This is a genomic window from Streptomyces verrucosisporus (assembly GCF_017114865.1).
GTDB lineage: Bacteria > Actinomycetota > Actinomycetes > Streptomycetales > Streptomycetaceae > Streptomyces > Streptomyces fenghuangensis.
The window spans coordinates 106,643-122,538 of record NZ_JADEYH010000015.1 but is presented as its reverse complement, the minus strand read 5'-3'; the positions used below and the strand labels follow the sequence as shown (position 1 = coordinate 122,538).

General features: G+C 74.8%; 14 protein-coding genes. 4 read left to right on the top strand and 10 right to left on the bottom strand.

Annotated elements, in window-relative coordinates; all coding sequences use genetic code 11:
• Window positions 1-38 precede the first annotated feature (38 nt).
• Window positions 39-950, top strand: coding sequence for a LysR family transcriptional regulator ArgP (locus IQ279_RS17640; protein WP_206349513.1), 912 nt, complete (start codon window positions 39-41; stop codon window positions 948-950).
• A 163-nt stretch (window positions 951-1,113) separates the two neighbouring features.
• Window positions 1,114-2,154, top strand: a complete 1,041-nt coding sequence (locus tag IQ279_RS17635; RefSeq protein WP_206349512.1) for an MsnO8 family LLM class oxidoreductase — start codon at window positions 1,114-1,116, stop codon at window positions 2,152-2,154.
• Between the two features lie 67 nt (window positions 2,155-2,221).
• Here IQ279_RS17635 and IQ279_RS17630 read toward each other — a convergent pair whose 3' ends face one another.
• From IQ279_RS17630 to xylB, 6 genes are all read right to left on the bottom strand, one after another.
• Complete coding sequence (locus IQ279_RS17630; protein ID WP_206349511.1) at window positions 2,222-3,649, bottom strand: carboxyl transferase domain-containing protein; 1,428 nt, start codon at window positions 3,647-3,649, stop codon at window positions 2,222-2,224.
• Window positions 3,642-5,126, bottom strand: coding sequence for an acyl-CoA synthetase (locus IQ279_RS17625; protein ID WP_206349510.1), 1,485 nt, complete (start codon window positions 5,124-5,126; stop codon window positions 3,642-3,644). Before IQ279_RS17625 ends, IQ279_RS17630 begins: the two co-directional genes overlap by 8 nt.
• A 92-nt stretch (window positions 5,127-5,218) precedes the next feature.
• Window positions 5,219-5,986, bottom strand: coding sequence for a bestrophin-like domain (locus IQ279_RS17620; RefSeq protein ID WP_206349509.1), 768 nt, complete (start codon window positions 5,984-5,986; stop codon window positions 5,219-5,221).
• A 253-nt stretch (window positions 5,987-6,239) separates the two neighbouring features.
• On the bottom strand, window positions 6,240-6,494 hold the full coding sequence (locus IQ279_RS17615; RefSeq protein WP_206349508.1) for a hypothetical protein: 255 nt from the start codon (window positions 6,492-6,494) through the stop codon (window positions 6,240-6,242).
• Between the two features lie 438 nt (window positions 6,495-6,932).
• Window positions 6,933-8,171: an ROK family transcriptional regulator gene (locus IQ279_RS17610; protein ID WP_206349507.1), complete on the bottom strand. Its 1,239-nt coding sequence runs from the start codon at window positions 8,169-8,171 to the stop codon at window positions 6,933-6,935.
• A gap of 110 nt (window positions 8,172-8,281) precedes the next feature.
• Window positions 8,282-9,709 (bottom strand): xylulokinase, encoded by a 1,428-nt coding sequence (gene xylB / locus IQ279_RS17605; RefSeq protein ID WP_206349506.1) that lies wholly within the window; start codon window positions 9,707-9,709, stop codon window positions 8,282-8,284.
• Window positions 9,710-9,787: 78 nt separating this feature from the next.
• On the opposite strand from xylB, the gene xylA reads away from it, so the two are divergent.
• On the top strand, window positions 9,788-10,960 hold the full coding sequence (xylA, locus tag IQ279_RS17600) for a xylose isomerase (protein ID WP_206349505.1): 1,173 nt from the start codon (window positions 9,788-9,790) through the stop codon (window positions 10,958-10,960).
• A 134-nt stretch (window positions 10,961-11,094) separates the two neighbouring features.
• Here xylA and IQ279_RS17595 read toward each other — a convergent pair whose 3' ends face one another.
• From IQ279_RS17595 to IQ279_RS17585, 4 genes are all read right to left on the bottom strand, one after another.
• The gene (locus IQ279_RS17595; RefSeq protein ID WP_206349504.1) at window positions 11,095-11,358 is read right to left on the bottom strand and encodes an SGM_3592 family protein; all 264 of its coding nucleotides are present in this window, start codon (window positions 11,356-11,358) and stop codon (window positions 11,095-11,097) included.
• 87 nt (window positions 11,359-11,445) lie between these two features.
• Window positions 11,446-13,782, bottom strand: a complete 2,337-nt coding sequence (locus IQ279_RS17590; protein WP_307792408.1) for a glycoside hydrolase family 95 protein — start codon at window positions 13,780-13,782, stop codon at window positions 11,446-11,448.
• Window positions 13,783-13,879: 97 nt separating this feature from the next.
• Window positions 13,880-14,053 carry a hypothetical protein gene (locus IQ279_RS28090; RefSeq protein ID WP_241028283.1) on the bottom strand — a complete coding sequence of 58 codons (174 nt, stop codon included), beginning with the start codon at window positions 14,051-14,053 and terminating at the stop codon, window positions 13,880-13,882.
• 348 nt (window positions 14,054-14,401) lie between these two features.
• Entirely contained in the window at window positions 14,402-14,794 is a 393-nt protein-coding gene (locus IQ279_RS17585; RefSeq protein ID WP_206349503.1) for an ATP-binding protein, read from the bottom strand.
• 231 nt (window positions 14,795-15,025) lie between these two features.
• On the opposite strand from IQ279_RS17585, the gene IQ279_RS17580 reads away from it, so the two are divergent.
• Complete coding sequence (locus IQ279_RS17580; RefSeq protein WP_206349502.1) at window positions 15,026-15,892, top strand: Sco1979 family transcriptional regulator; 867 nt, start codon at window positions 15,026-15,028, stop codon at window positions 15,890-15,892.
• Window positions 15,893-15,896 lie beyond the last annotated feature (4 nt).

Sequence of the window (15,896 nt, the reverse complement as noted above, 5' to 3'; positions counted from 1 at the left end):
ACAAATGAAAAGAATGACGTATGCATTAGGTTTCCTTCATGAACTTCGAGCAGCTGCGCGCCCTGGCCGCGATCATCGACGAGGGGACCTTCGAGGCCGCCGCGGACCTGCTCAGGATCAGCCCCTCGGCCGTCAGCCAGCGCATCAAGGCCCTGGAGAACTCCGTTGGCCAGACGGTGGTGCGCCGGGGCGCGCCGTGCGCTCCCACCGAGGCCGGAGCGGTGCTGCTGCGCATGGCACGCCAGGTGCAGGTGCTGGAGGCGGAGACCCGGCGCGCGCTGGGCGACGGGGTCTCCTCCCGGGCGGTGACACCGGTGGCCGTCAACGCCGACTCCCTGATCACCTGGTTCGTGCCGGTCCTCCACGAGGCCGCCGGCTGGACGGACACCACACTGGACCTGCACGTGGAGGATCAGGACCACAGCAGCCGGCTCCTGCGCCAGGGGGACGTCATCGCAGCCGTCACCGCCGACCCCGCACCGGTCAACGGATGCCGCGTCGAGCGGCTGGGCTTCATGCGCTACGTGCCCGTGGCCGCCCCCGCACTGCACCGGCGGTTCACCACGGAGGCCGGCGTCGACTGGGCGGGCATGCCCGTGCTGGAGTTCAACACCAAGGACGACCTGCAGCGCCAGGTGCTCCGTTCCCGGGGCGTCGAGCGGAACCCGCCCACGCACACCATCCCGTCGTCCGAGGGGTTCCTCGCGGCCCTGAGGGCGGGACTGGGATGGGGCATGATCCCGGAACTCCAGCTGGGCACGGAGCTCGCCGACGGGACGCTGATCCTGCTCGAGGAGCAGGCCCACCGCGACGTCGCCCTCCACTGGCAGACCTGGTCTCTGGAGTCCGAGCGGCTGAACCGCATCACCGCGGCCGTCCGCGCGGCCGGCCGGCGGCGGTTGCGCACCGCCCGGCAGGACGAACAGGCCCCCGGGCCGGGGAGGCCGTGACCGCCGGCGCGTCCGGCACCGCGCCCGGAGTCACATCCGGCACCGTCCCCCGGCCCGGCCCGGCCCAGGGCTCAGGACGCGGCCGCGACCACGGTGATCGTCGTGGCCACAGTGACCGCGGCCTGCCCGGGAATCCCCCACCGCCGCGCTTGTTGGAACGTACATGGTCAACGAAGTGCTGCGCACCGTCCGCCTGTCGGTCCTGGACCGCTCCCTGGTCCGGAAGGGGGAGGGCGCGGACGAGGCCCTGCGCGCCACCGTGCGCTTCGCCCGGGAGACCGAGGCACTGGGCTACCACCGCTTCTGGGTGGCCGAGCACCACGGGGTCCCCGGCGTGGCCGGCTCCGCGCCGACCGTGCTCGCCGCCGCCGTCGCCTCGGCCACCGGCCGTATCCGGGTCGGGACGGGCGGGGTGATGCTGCCCAACCACCGGCCGCTGGTGGTCGCCGAGCAGTTCGGGGTGCTGGAGTCGCTGTTCCCGGGGCGGATCGACGCCGGCCTGGGCCGCTCGGTCGGCTTCACCGGCGCGGTGCGGCGGGCGCTGGGGGCACGGAAGGAGGCCGCCGAACGGTTCGGCGACGACCTGGACGAACTGCTGGGCTGGCTCGACGGCGACGGCGACGGCGACGGTGCGCGGGGCATGCGGGCCGTGCCCTCACAGGGGCTCAGGGTGCCGGTGTTCGTGCTGGCCACGGGCTCGGGGGCACGGGCGGCCGCCGAGCGCGGACTGCCGCTGGTGATCGCCCCGGTGCGCGGCGAGGAGCGGATGCTGCGCGCGATCGACGACTACCGCGCGGCCTTCCGGCCCTCCGCCTCGGCCCCGGAGCAGTACCGCGGGCCGTATGTGGTGGTCTCGGTGAGCGCGGCGGCGGGCGCCACCACCGCCGAGGCGGAGGCGCTGCACGCGCCGGAGGCATGGGCGACGGTCGTTTCCCGCACCCGGGGCGTCTTCCCGGCGCTGGAGCCGGCGGGCGAAGTGCTGGAGCGGGAGATGACCGACCGCGAGCGCACCCTGTTCGCCGAGGCCCGCCGCTCGCGGATCGGCGGGACCGGGCAGGGGACGGCCGAAGCGCTCGCCGGGCTGGCCCGGCGCAGCGGCGCCGACGAACTGCTGATCACCCTGGGCACCCACGACCACGGGCGGCGACTGGACTCCTATCGCCGGCTGGCCCGGTCGGCGGGCCTGAGTCCCGTCGGCCGGTGACCGGGGCACGGCGCCCGCCGCGCCCGGACACGGCACGGCCGCCGCTCACTCCGGCGCGCCGACGCTACTACGTCCTCACGATGCCGCGCGCCACGCCCAGGTCCACCAGGTCCTGCGGGCGCAGCCGCAGATGGTCCGCCGTCTCGCGGACGTGCTCCGGGCCGCGTTTGAGGATGGCCGCGGCCGACTCCGGGGCGATGACGGAGAAGTAGCAGTCCGAGGTGACCCAGGTGTTCCCCGGCGCCGCCAGCGCCAGTGCCCCGCCCGAGCCGCCCTCGCCGACCACCAGGGTCGTCACCGGGACCCGGGCCTCGGCCACCGCCGCGAAGAGGTCCGCGATCGCCGCGCCCGCGCCGGAGCGCTCGGCCGCCTCGTCGTTGGCCGCGCCCGGGGTGTCCACCAGGGTGAGCACCGGGATGCCCAGCCGGTCGGCCAGCCGGATCAGCCGGGTGGCGGTGCGGAAGCCCGCCGGCAGGGTCGGCGTGCCGCACTGGGCGGCGTAGGCGATGGTACGGCCGTCCCTGCGCCCGAAGCCGCAGCGCATCCCGGGGTCGGTGCCGCCGCAGCGGTCGCCCGACATCTCCTCGCGGACCTCGAAGTACGCGTCCAGATAGGCGTCCGCGCGCGGCCGGCGGGTGGAACGGGCCCGCTCCACCGCCTCCCAGCCCGTCTCCGGCAGACCCGGCGCCCCCGCCGAGCCGCCGCCCAGCGCACGCGGCGGCTCGGCGGGGGCCCCGACGGCACCGGTGGCGCCGTCGGGGGAGGAGAGCAGGGACAGCCAGCGGCCCAGGACGCCGGACAGCTCCTCCGGCGCCACGACCCGGTCGACCTGCCCGGCCGTCAGCTTCTCCTCGGCGCCGTACGCGGCCGGGTCGGCGTACGGAGGGCGCACCCGCGAGCCGGCGAAGGCGACCTGGGCGCCCGGCAGGGCCAGCACCACGTCGGAGCCCGCGCCCAGCGTCGCCCAGCCGCCGCCGGTCGTCGGGTCCCGTACGACGGCGATCTGGGGCAGGCCCTCCGCCCGGGTCAGCGCCGACTGCCGTGCCACGCGCTGGAGCTGCACCAGCGCCCGCATGCCCTCCTGCATACGGCTGCCGCCGGTCGCCGTCAGGGAGACCACCGGCAGCCGCGACCGGCGGGCGTGCCGGTGGGCGGCCTCGATGCGGTCGCCGGTGCGCTGCCCGAGGGAGCCGCCGAGGAAGGCGAACTCGAAGGCGATCAGGACCGCCGGGACGCCGCCGACCGTGCCGGTGCCGCACAGCACCGACTCGTGCTCGCCGGTGCGCTCGTGCGCGCGGGCCAGTGCCCGGCCGTAGCCCTCCCAGGCGATCGGCCCGTCCCCGTAAGCGCCGTCGCCGGTGCCTCCGTCCCCGCCGCCGTCGGTGCCGGGGATCTCGGCGAAGCCGTCGGCCACCGCGTCGATCACCGCACGGGCCGGCAGCCGCCCGCCCGGCCCCGTCGGCTTCGGCCCCTCTCCGGCCGGCCGCTCAGCCACGGCCCAGCTCCCGCTTCATGACCTTGCCCATGTCGTTGCGGGGCAGGGCGTCGGTGAACCGCACGGCCCGGGGCCGCTTGTGCGGCGTGAGCCGCCGCGCCACATGGTCGACCAGCTCCTGCTCGGTGGGCGGCTGCCCGTCGGCCGGCACCACCCACGCAACGATCCGTTCGCCCAGGTCCGGGTCGGGCTCGCCGACGACCGCCGCCTCGGCGATGCCGGGATGGCCCAGCAGGCAGTTCTCGATCTCCCCGGCGCCGATCCGGTAACCGCCGCTCTTGATCAGGTCCGTCGCTCTGCGGCCCACGATCCGGTAGAAGCCGTCGGCGTCCCGGGTGGCCATGTCGCCGGTGCGGAACCAGCCGCCCGCGAAGGCCTGCGCGGTGGCGTCCGGCCGGTGCAGGTACTCGGTGAACAGGTTGGGCCCGCGCACCTGGATCTCGCCCACGGTCTCGCCGTCGCCGCCCTCGATGCGCCGCCCCTCGTCGTCCACCAGCCGTACGTCCACGCTGGGCAGGGGAACGCCCACGGTGCCGGCGCGGCGCTCGCCGTCCGCCCGCACGCTGGTGATCATCAGCGTCTCGGTCATCCCGTAGCGCTCGACGACGCGCTGCCCGGTCGCGGCCGTGATCCGCTCGTGGTCGTGCAGGGGCAGCGCGGCCGAGCCGGACACCAGCAGCCGGGCCCCGCGCAGGGCCGCGGCCAGCCGGGCGCTCCCCTCCTCGTCCCTCTCCTCGCCCGCCTCGCCGCCGGTCTCCAGGGCCTCGGCCAGCCGGTGGTACATCGTCGGCACGCCGAACACCATGGTGCCGCCCTCCTCCAGCGCCGCCGCGACGGCCTCGGGCGAGAAGCGGCCCAGATGGCGCAGCGTGCCCCCGCGCCGCAGCGGGCCCAGCACGCCCAGGACCAGTCCGTGCACATGGAACAGCGGCAGCGCGTGCACCAGCACGTCGTCGCCCGTCCACCGCCAGACGTCGGCCAGGTCGTCCAGCGTGCTGGCGATCGCGCGGCGCGGCACCACCACGCCCTTGGGCGGTCCGGTGGTGCCGGAGGTGTAGACGATCAGCGCCGGGCCGTTCTCGTCGGATGCGGCCGTGGTGCCGTCGGGGCTGGGATCGGCCCCGGGTTCCAGTGCGACATCGGTGCGCGGCAGCGCGTCCAGGGCCGGGGGCAGCTCGTCGCCGGGAGCGGCCAGCACCCGGGTGGGCGTGCTGTCGGTGAGTATGTGGGCCAGCTCCTCCTCGCCGATGCGCGGGTTGACGGGTACGGCGGGGACCCCGGCCAGCAGCGCGGCCAGGACGCCGACGCAGGTGTGCGGCGAGGGAGTCGCCCACACCGCCACCCGGCCGGCCTCGGCGATCTCCAGGGCGAGCGCGTGCGCGGCCCCGGCCAGCCGGCCGTAGTCGATCACCCGGTCGCCGAAGTGCAGCGCGGGCTTGTCCGGCGCCTGGTACAGGCTGGGGAAGAGTGCGGGCACCCGGGGCTCCTCGTCTGGTTCACGGCTGTGCGGTCGGTCTCCAGGGTGCCTACCCACCGGACTGCGCGCAGCCCGGGGCGCGCGGTGTGATCTCAGTCGCCCGAGGCGCGTGGGAAGAGCGTGGTGAACGCCTCGGTCGGGTCCGCGAAACCGCGGGTGAAGGGGGAGTCGAAGTACCAGACCAGGAAGAGGAGGAACGCGATCAGCGAGGTGAACAGGCCTGCCAGTACCAGCTCCCGGCCCGAGCGCTGGATCTGCAGGGCGAACACCATGCCCACCGCGATCACCGCACCCGAGACCAGACCGAGCCACACCACACCGGGCAGCGTCGGTTCGGCGCCCTGCGACCGGGCGGTACGGGCCTCGTCGGCCAGGGCGACCTGGTCCACCAGGGCCTGGTACGTCTGCGCCTCGCGCACGGTGGCCGGTTCGTGGCCGGTGACGGTCCGCCGCAGGTCCGCCAGGAGCGCCGTCCCCCGGTCGGTCGTTTCGCCGTGTTCGGCCATGTGGGGCCACTCCACCGTGACCGTGTGACGGACGTACGCGTCGACGCGCTCGCGGACGCGGTCGCGGACCGCGGCGGGGTAGGCCTGGGCGCGCTCGCGCACCTCGTGCAGCGCCTGGGCCTCCTGCCGCGTCCACTCCTCGGCGGCGGAGCGCCCTTCCCAGGCGCCCGCGATGGCCAGGCCGAGGACGATCGCGTACACCACACCGATCATCATGGTCATGTACTCGATGACGTCGGGGGTCTCGGAGGGGTCGTCGTCCTCGCTCGTACGGCGCCGCCGCAGCAGGATGATGGTCACGACGGCGGCGCAGGAGACGGCGACGGCGAGGAACAGGAAGAGCCAGTCGTTCACAAGGGGGCTCCTTCGGGCTTTCGGCCTCGGTCAGCGGGATCGGGAGCCGGAGCGCGGGCGCAGCGCGGCGGCGGCCAGCACCGCCGGGGCGACGATCAGCAGGGCGCGCCCGGTGAGCGGCAGCCCCGAGCCGGACCGGTGGCGCCGGGTCTCGGGACGGGGAGCGGGTGGAGGGGAGACGCTCGGGAGCGGGGAGGGCCGCTTCGGCGGCGAACTCTCCGGCGGAGGCGTCGGAGAGGGTGGAGGCGCCGGTTCACGGGGCGCGGGGGCGGTCGGTGCGGTGACGGACGCGCCCGTCGGACGCGGCTCCACGGGCGGCCGGAAGGACGGTGACGGAGGAGCCGTGGGAGGCGCGGGCGTGGGCGAGGGCGGCACCGGAGGAGGAGGCGGGGTGGGCGTGGGCGTGGGTGCCGGAGGAGGCGGGGTGGGCGTGGGCGTGGGCGTGGGTGCCGGAGGAGGAGGCGGGGTGGGCGTGGGCGTGGGTGCCGGAGGAGGCGGGGTCGGACACGGGTGCCCCAGGGACACGCCGAGCCGTACACCGGTACCGCCGCCGGCCGTGATCACCACGGACAGCCCCGGACAGGCTGCGCGTCCCACGACCGCCACCGACGCGTCACCGGCGGTCAGCCGTACCTCGGTACCGCCGCCGGTCCGGGCCTCGGCGCCCGCGGCCGACGGAGAGGGCCGCGGAACGGTCGCCCCGTCGGCGCGGGCCCCGCCCGCCGCGGTGAGTGCCAGGACGACCGCCCCCGCTCCCGCTCCCCACCTGCTGTGCCTTCTGTACACGGGGGGTACTCTGCGCAGGCGGAACCGCCGTCATGGTGAAACGGACACCGAATACTCCGAAAGAGTGAATGGTGGATTCCGAAGTTGACAGCGGCGGGCGCGTACCGCCGTGCACGGGTGTGGACCGCCGCGTTCGGCCGCCCTCATCGGCACGTGCCGTTCAGGCGCGGTGGGCCAGTGGGTCGTCCAGGACCGCGCGGACGACGGAGTGGGCCGCGCCCAGCAGCGGACCTTCCGCGCCGAGGCGGGAGGCCGACACCGGCGGGGGGCCTGCCAGACGGCGGCCCATTTCCTGCTCCAGGGAGGGCAGCAGCCAGGGCGCCAGCCGGGCGAGGGCGCCGCCCAGGACCACGGTCCGCGGGTCGAGCAGGTTGACCGTGCCGGTCAGGGCGATGCCCAGCGCGCTTCCGGCCTCGGCCAGCGCCCCCAGTACCGCGCGGTCACCGTCCTCGGCGCGGGTGGCGAGCAGGTCGATGCGGGCGCCGGGGCCGGGGTACCGCGCGGCGGTGGCGCGCGGATCGAGTCCGGCGGCCCGCAGGACGGCCTCCTCGCCCGCGTACTGCTCCAGGCAGCCGCTGCCGCCGCAGGCGCACGGGCGGCCCTCCGGACGCACCGGCACATGGCCCAGCTCGCCGGCGAACCCGCGGGTGCCGCGCAGGAGTTCCCCGTCCACCACGATCGCGGCGCCGATGCCGATCTCGGCCGAGACGTGGACGAAGTCGCCGGACGGCGGAGTGTGGCCGCCCAGCCACAGCTCGGCCAGGGCGCCCAGGTTGGCCTCGTTGTCGACGGAGTACACGGCCGTGTCGCCGCCGCTGCCGGTGAGAGGCCCGGAGCCGAGCACGCCCGTGTTCAGACGGGGCGCCGGGTCGAGGTCCGTCCAGCCGAGGTTGGGGGCCTGGACGACGGTCGTGGTCCCGCGGGCGACCAGACCGGGCACGGCCACGGCCAGCCCGGCCGGGCGCAGACCCAGCCCGCGGGCCTCGTCCGCGACCTCCCTGACCAGACGGGCCAGTCGTTCCAGCACCGGGCCGGGATCGCTGTCCCGGTTGGCCGCGTCCATCGCGGTGCGGGCGCGGATCTCGCCGCGCAGGTCGACGGCGCACACGGCGAGGTGGTCGACGCCGATCTCGGCGCCGATTCCGCAGGGGCCGCTGTCGCTGAGCGCCAGCGCGGTGCCCGGCCGCCCGACCGCGCCGGAGCGGCCCGGCCCCAGCTCCACCAGCAACCCGGCGCCCAGGAGTTCGTCCACGAGGGTGGAGACGGCGGTGCGGGTGAGCCCGATCCGCGCCGCGACGGCGGCCCGCGACTGGGGGCCGCCGTCGGCCACCGCGTGCAGTACGCGCGCCAGGTTCCGCCGCCGCATCTCCTGCTGGGTGTTGGGCGCGGGTGCTGCCATCGGTGGCGTACTCCTCAAGGGCTGTGCGGACGGTGCCGCGGACGGTGGTGGCACGGGACGGGACCTGCGCGGCAGGACTGTGCGGGCGGGCCGTGGGACGGCGCCGCCGGTCAGTGCCGCCGCAGCAGCGTATCGGCGTCGCTCAGGGTGGCCGCCAGGCGGGTCAGCGCCTCCTCGTCGCGCTCCACCGCCTCGTACGAGGCGCCCTCGGCGGTGGACCAGCGGCGTGCGACCGCCGCCGCGTCCTCGCCCAGCACCAGGGCCGCGGCCTGCGCCGCCGCGCCGAGCGCGACCAGCTCCTGTGCGCGCGGCACGACCACCGGCCGTCCCGACAGGCGCCGTACCGTCTCGCGCCACGCGGTGCCCTTCGCGCCGCCGCCGATCAGCAGGATCGGGGCGTCCGGCTCGGCGTCCTCGTCCAGGACCAGGTCCAGGGCGGCCAGCAGGGCGTAGACCGCGCCGTCGTAGGTGGCCTGGAGGATCTGGCCCGCGCTCGTGTCGTGCCGCAGGCCGGTCAGAGTGCCGGAGGCGTAGGGGAGGTTGGGGGTGCGCTCGCCGTCCAGGAACGGCAGGACGGTCACGCCGCCGCCCGGCTCGACGGCCTCGCGGTCCAGGCCGAACAGGGCCGCGACGCGGTCCACGGCCAGGGTGCAGTTGAGGGTGCAGGCCAGCGGCAGCCAGTCGGTGCGGGCGTCGGCGAAGCCGGCGACGGTGCCGGTGGGGTCGGCGGGGCGGCGGGTGGAGACGGCGTAGACGGTGCCGGAGGTGCCCAGGCTCAGCACCGGCCGGCCCGGCCGAAGACCGAGTCCGAGGGCGGCGGCCATGTTGTCGCCGGTGCCGGTGGCCACCAGCGTGCCCTGGGGCAGCGGCAGCCCCTCCTGCGGCCGTACCGTGCCGGCCGCCTCGCCGTGGCCCAGTACGCGGGGCAGCAGGTCGGGGGAGAGACCGACCTTCCCCAGGATCTCCTGGTCGTAGGCCTGGTCGGCCGTCGACCACCAGCCGGTGCCCGAGACGTCGCCCCGGTCGGTGGTGCCCTGGCCGGTCAGGCGCTCGGTGAGGTAGTCGTGCGGCAGCCGCACCGCCTTCACCGCGGCGGCCGCCTCGGGCTCGTTCTCGCGCAGCCACTGCCACTTGGTGACGGTGAAGGAGGCCGCCGGGACGCTGCCGAAGCGTTCGGCCCAGGCCTCCGGCCCGCCCAGTTCGGCCACCAGGCGGTCGCGCTGCGGGGCCGAGCGCACGTCGTTCCACAGCAGTGCGGGGCGGACGGGGCGGCCCTGGCCGTCCAGCGTCACCAGTCCGTGCTGCTGGCCGCCGACCGAGACCGCGGTGGCCCGGTGGACGGCCGGCCCGCACTGCTCCAGCGCCTGCCGCAGCGCCTGCCACCACTGCTCCGGATCGCTCTCGTGGTCGGGCGAGACGGTGTGGGGTGCCTGGCCGCGCGCGACCACCTCGCCGGTGGCGGCGTCGACGACCAGCGCTTTGGTGGACTGCGTCGAGCTGTCCACACCGACAACGAGCGGACCTTCGGGTGCGGCCATGTCGCCTCTTCCTCTCTGGGGCTTCTGGGCGCATACTAATTTGTCAACGGGCCTGACGAAATACCCGAGAGGCATGACATGAGCTACGAGCCGACACCCGAGCACAAGTTCACCTTCGGTCTGTGGACCGTGGGCTGGCAGGGTGGCGACCCCTTCGGCGACGCCACCCGCCCCGCCCTCGACCCGGTCGAGACCGTCCGGAAGCTCTCCGAGCTGGGCGCCCACGGCGTCACCTTCCACGACGACGACCTGATCCCCTTCGGCTCCTCCGACGCCGAGCGCGAGGGTACCGTCAAGCGCTTCCGCCAGGCGCTGGACGCCACCGGCATGAAGGTGCCGATGGCCACCACCAACCTCTTCAAGCACCCGGTGTTCAAGGACGGCGCCTTCACCGCCAACGACCGGGACGTGCGCCGCTACGCGCTGCGCAAGACCATCCGCAACATCGACCTGGCCGCCGAACTGGGCGCCACCACCTACGTCGCCTGGGGCGGCCGCGAGGGCGCGGAGTCGGGCGGCGCCAAGGACGTGCGGGTGGCGCTGGACCGCCTGAAGGAGGCCTTCGACCTCCTGGGCGACTACGTCGTCTCCCAGGGCTACGACCTGCGCTTCGCCATCGAGCCCAAGCCCAACGAGCCGCGCGGCGACATCCTGCTGCCGACCGTCGGCCACGCCCTGGCCTTCATCAACGAGCTGGAGCACGCCGACCGCGTCGGCCTCAACCCCGAGGTCGGCCACGAGCAGATGGCCGGACTGAACTTCCCGCACGGCATCGCACAGGCGCTGTGGCACGGCAAGCTCTTCCACATCGACCTCAACGGCCAGTCCGGCATCAAGTACGACCAGGACTTCCGCTTCGGCGCCGGCGACCTGCGCCAGGCGTTCTGGCTGGTGGACCTGCTGGAGTCGGCCGGCTACGAGGGGCCGCGGCACTTCGACTTCAAGCCGCCGCGCACCGAGGACTTCGACGGTGTGTGGGCGTCGGCGGCCGGCTGCATGCGCAACTACCTGATCCTCAGGGAGAAGGCCGCCGCCTTCCGTGCCGACCCCGAAGTCCAGGAGGCGCTGCGCGCCTCGCGTCTGGACGAGCTGGCGCGGCCGACCCTGAACGAGGGCGAGACCGCCGCCGACCTGCTGGCCGACACCGCCGCGTTCGAGGAGTTCGACGTGGACGCCGCGGCCGGGCGCGGCATGGCCTTCGAGAGGCTGGACCAGCTGGCGCTGGAGCACCTGCTGGGCGTCCGCGGCTGAAGCGGCCGGCGCGGGCGGTACGGCCGGTCCAGTCGGCCCGGCCGTACCGGTCGGCACAGCCGGTGAGGCCCCGTGCGGGGGCGCGGGTGGCGGCCCGCGCCCCCGCACGGTCCGCCGCCGCACGGCCGGGGGCGTCAGCCGTCCTTGCGGCGGCGCCACCGGCGCCCCTTGCGGCGGCCCCTGCTCCAGAACCACCCCGCCGGGGGCTCGTCCGCCCGCCACGGCTGCGGCTCTGGCGGGTTGTCCCGCCAGCGGGCCCGCAGCATGCGCGTACGCGCGGCCGGCTCGCTCACCTCGGCGCCGCGTATGAAGTCCTCGTCGAGCACGATGTCGTCCCAGGCGTCTCTTCCGGCGTCGTCGCCGTCGCCCTCTCCCCGTCGTGCGTGTCCAGTGCCCACAACGCACCTCCTGGTGACGGGGAACGGACGGCGGCCCCCGGAAAGTTCCCGCCACCGGCGTGCACGATCCCGCGGTGCGGGCGTTCCTCAGGCCGGGGAGAGCCGGTAGACGCGCCCAGGGATCGTTTCGAACTCCACGACCCCGCCTTCCGGCCGTACGGCCTCCACCGGCCGCCCCTCGCAGGACACAGCGACGACCTCGCCGGCCGTGCGCACCCGCACCCGGCGCCCGGCCCGGGAGAGCAGCTCCGCCCCGGTGAGCCCGCCGCCGCGCCAGGTGAGACCCACCTCGAAACCGCCGCGCGCCAGCAGCCCGCGCACCGACCCCTCGGGCAACGCGGGCGGCAGGGCGGGCAGCAGATGGACCTCACCGGCGTGGCTCTGCACCAGCCACTCGCAGATTCCCGCGGTGGCGCCGAAGTTGCCGTCGATCTGGAAGGGCGGGTGCAGATCGAAGAGGTTCGGGGCGGTGCGCTCGGGGGTGAGCTGGTCGGTCAGCAGCTTGTGGGAGCGCGCGCCGTCCTCCAGCCGCGCCCAGAAGTTGATCTTCCAGCCGAGCGACCAGCCCGTGCCCGCGTCGCCCCGCAGCTCCAGCGTGGTGCGCGCCGCCTCGAACAGCTCGGGGGTGCCGCGCCGGGTGATCAGGCCGCCCGGGTGCAGCGCGTACAGATGCGAGACGTGCCGGTGGCCGCGCTCGGGTGCGATCGCGTCCCAGTCCTCGCGCCACTCCTGGAGCTGTCCCAGCTCCCCGATCCGCGGCGGGGCCAGCCGCTCGCGCGCCGCCCGAGCCCCCTTCGCCAGCTCCTCGTCCACGCCGAGCAGTTCGGCGCTCGCGGCGGTGGCCTCGAACAGATCGCGCAGGATCTGGTTGTCCATGGCCGGCCCCGCGCACAGCGAGCCGCCGGGGCCGGGATGGTGGGCGTTCTCGGGGGAGATCGACGGACAGGAGACCAGCTCCCGCGTCCGCGGGTCCTCGACCAGGGAGTCCAGGAAGAAGCGCGCCGCGCCGGCCAGGACCGGATAGCGCTCGCGCAGCTTCTCCTCGTCGCCGGTGAAGCGGTGGTGCTCCCAGATCGACAGCGCCAGCCAGGCGCCGCCGGTGGGCCACATCCCCCAGAACGCCCCGTCCACCGGCGCGGTGCCGCGCCACAGGTCGGTGTTGTGGTGGGCGACCCAGCCGCGCGCGCCGTACATGGCCCGGGCGGTACGGGCGCCGGCGGAGGCCAGATCCTCCAGCAGGCCGAACAAAGGCTCCCAGCACTCCAGAAGGTTGGCGGGGGCGGCCGGCCAGTAGTTCATCTCGGTGTTGATGTTGATGGTGTACTTGCCGCCCCACGGCGGGTCGGTCAGGTCGTTCCACAGCCCCTGGAGGTTCGCGGGCTGGGTGCCGGGACGGGAGCAGGCGATGAGCAGGTAGCGGCCGTAGGCGAAGTACAGCGCCACCAGGTGCGGATCCTCACCGCGCGCGAAGCGAGCCACCCGCTCGTCGGTCGGCAGCGCGGCGGCGGGCGTGAGCGGCAGCTCCAGTCGTACCCGGTCGAACAGGGCTGAGTGGTCGCGGATATGACGGGCACGCAGCTCGGCGCAGGGCCGGGTGGCCGCCGCGTCCACCGGGGCGGCGGCGCGGCGGGCGGCCGCCCCGGGATCCTCCTCCACACCGCGCCAGTCGCGGTGGTTGGTGGCGGCCGAGACCAGCAGGGTGACGGCGTCGGCCCCCTCGACGCGCAGCTCACCGTCCGCCGAGCGCACGGCGCCACCCTCGGCGACCGCCCGTACCAGGCAGCGAAAGCGCAGCACGCCCGCGATGCCCCGGGCATCGTCGCCGGTGCCGTCCAGGGCGATGGTGTGCGGGGCGGGGGAGTGGGAGGCGGAGCGCAGCGGGCTGTCGAGGCGGGCGGTGAAGGAGACCGCGCCGGGGGCGTCGGCGGTCAGCCGGACCACGATCACCTGGTCCGGCGCGCTGGCGAACACCTCGCGGCGGTGGCGCACCCCGCCGCGCGTGTACTCCACCGAGGCGACGGCGGTGGCCAGGTCGAGTTCGCGCCGGTAGCCGGTGGTCTCGCCGTCCCCGGGGAAGGACAGGTGCAGATCGCCGGCGGTCTGGTACTGGAGCTGCTCGACGGGGACGCCCATCAGGCCGGAGTCGGCCAGGGCCTGCGCCTCGTCCCACCGCTCCTCGAACACCAGCCGGCGGACCTCGGGGAGGGAGGCGAGGGCGCGGGGGTTGTCGTAGTCGTGGGGGCCGCCGGCCCACAGGGTGTCCTCGTTGAGCTGGAGCCGCTCGCCGTCCGTGCCGCCGAAGACCATCGCTCCCAGGCGGCCGTTGCCCACCGGCAGGGCCTGGAGCCATTCGGCGGCGGGGCGGGGGTACCACAGGCGGAGCTCGCCGGAGGCCGGGTTGGCGGGGCGGTGATCCGTGCTCACTTGCGGCTCCAGAACGGGGAGGGCGGGCGGACGCGCGGCCTGGCAAGCGCTTACCGTACACCCGTGGCACAGCTCGCGGGGAGGCGCGCGGGCCGGCTCAGCCGTACGCGCTGGGCCACTCCTGGTACGGCAGCAGTTCCCGCAGCCGGCGCGAATGCCGAGGCCCGAGTACCACCTCGGTGTCGAGGTTGCCCGGGCCGATCTGCCGGATGAACTCCCGGTACCGCCCGCACGGCGGCACCACGCGCAGCGCGCCCCCTCGTCCCGCCATACGGCGACGATCCTCGCGATCCGGTACTCGCGCGCCGTGACCATGGCGGCGATGGCCGCGTGCTCGGCGCAGAAACCCGTCCCCGAGCCGGTGTCGATGCACACGCCCGAGTGGAGGCGGCCGTCTCCGTCACCAGGGCCGAGGCCACGTTGCCGAAGAGCCGGCCGCCGGCGGGGTGCGGACGGAGCACCGCTTCGGTGGAGGCGATCAGTTCGTCGTCGGACACGGTGGTCGTACGGCCACGCTATCCGCGGCCGCCCGCGGGCCGCGGCGTGCCCTCCCGTGTGGCGGCGCCGGGTTCGGGACGGGAACGCCCGGCCTCCCCCGCCAAGGCCGGGCGTTCCCGTGTCACGGGGCGGAGGGGCCGAAGCCCAGTTCCGCCCAGACCGTGTGGCCCCTGCCGCCGGCGCCCGGCCGTACCCCCCAGGCCTGGGCCAGGGCGCTGACCAGCAGCAGTCCGCGTCCGTTCTCCCCTTCCGCGCGGCCGGTTTCCGGGCAGAGCCCCGCCGCGCCCCCGGCGTGCCGGGCCGGACCGAAGCCCTGGTCGGTGACCGCCAGCCGCAGCCGCGCGCCCGTGACGCGCAGCTCGCAGTCGATCTTCTCGCTGTCGGTGTGACGCACGGCGTTGGTGAAGAGTTCGGAGACGACCAGTTGCGCGTCGTCGCGGGTCACCGTCCCGATGTCCCACTCCGTCAGCCGGGCGAGGACCCTTCTGCGGGCTTGGGCCACTGAGGTGCCCATGGCCGGGAGGCGGAACGCGTCCCGCAGGGGTCTGTCGACGGACCCTCCGGGGCGCTCCAGCGGGCGAACATCGGAAAAGTAAGCCACGCCCTCAGTGTGAAGGTCGTGAGCAACATCTGGCAAGGATCAATCTGTTGTTTGCACAAACGTGCATGCCACCCTGTCGGGAGGATTCGGCGGCATGACAAACTGCCGCTGTGAGCAAGTGAGTTGGAGCGCGGGAGGGGTGCGGTGGCTGACACCAGGGCGGGCGGCGCCCCCACGGTTCTGCGGGTGGTGCTCGGCCGGCGGCTGGGCGACCTGCGGCGGCGTGCGGGACTGACCTACGAGCGGGCAGCCGAGGCGCTCGACGTCACACACGCCACCATCCGCCGGATGGAGCGGGCCGAGGTCGGCCTGAAGATCCCCTACGTCGAGAAGCTGCTGCGCACCTACGGCATCACCGAGCAGTCGGAGATCGACAGCTTCCTCTCCCTGGCCCGGGAGGCCAACCGGCCCGGCTGGTGGCACCGCTACCGCGATGTGCTGCCCGACTGGTTCAGCGCCTTCGTCAGCCTGGAGAGCGAGTCCCACGTCATCCGCGCCTACGAGCCGCACTACGTGCCCGGACTCCTCCAGACCGAGGAGTACGCCCGCGCCGTGCTGCGTGCGGGCATGCCGCACGCAGCGGAGGAGGAGATCGAGCGAGGCATCGCGCTGCGGCTGGAACGCCAGCGGCTGCTCACGCGCGACGAACCGCCCCTGCTGTGGGTGGTGATGGACGAGACCGTGCTGCGCAGGCCCATCGGCGGACCCGAGGTCATGCGCGGGCAGATCTCCCGCCTGATCGAGGCGTGCTCGATGCCGACGGTACGCCTGCAGGTCATGCCCTTCGAGGCCGGTCCGCACCCGGCCATGTACGGGCCCTTCCACATCTTCCGGTTCCCCATCCCGGAACTGCCCGACGTCGCCTACAGCGAGAGCCTGGTGGGTGCCGTCTACTTCGACCAGCGCGACGACGTCTCGGCGTTCCAGGAGGCGCTGGACCGGATGTGCGCACAGGCGGTGCCGGTGCGACGGACCGAGGCCGTCCTGGACGGCCTGCTCAAGGAGCTGTGAACCA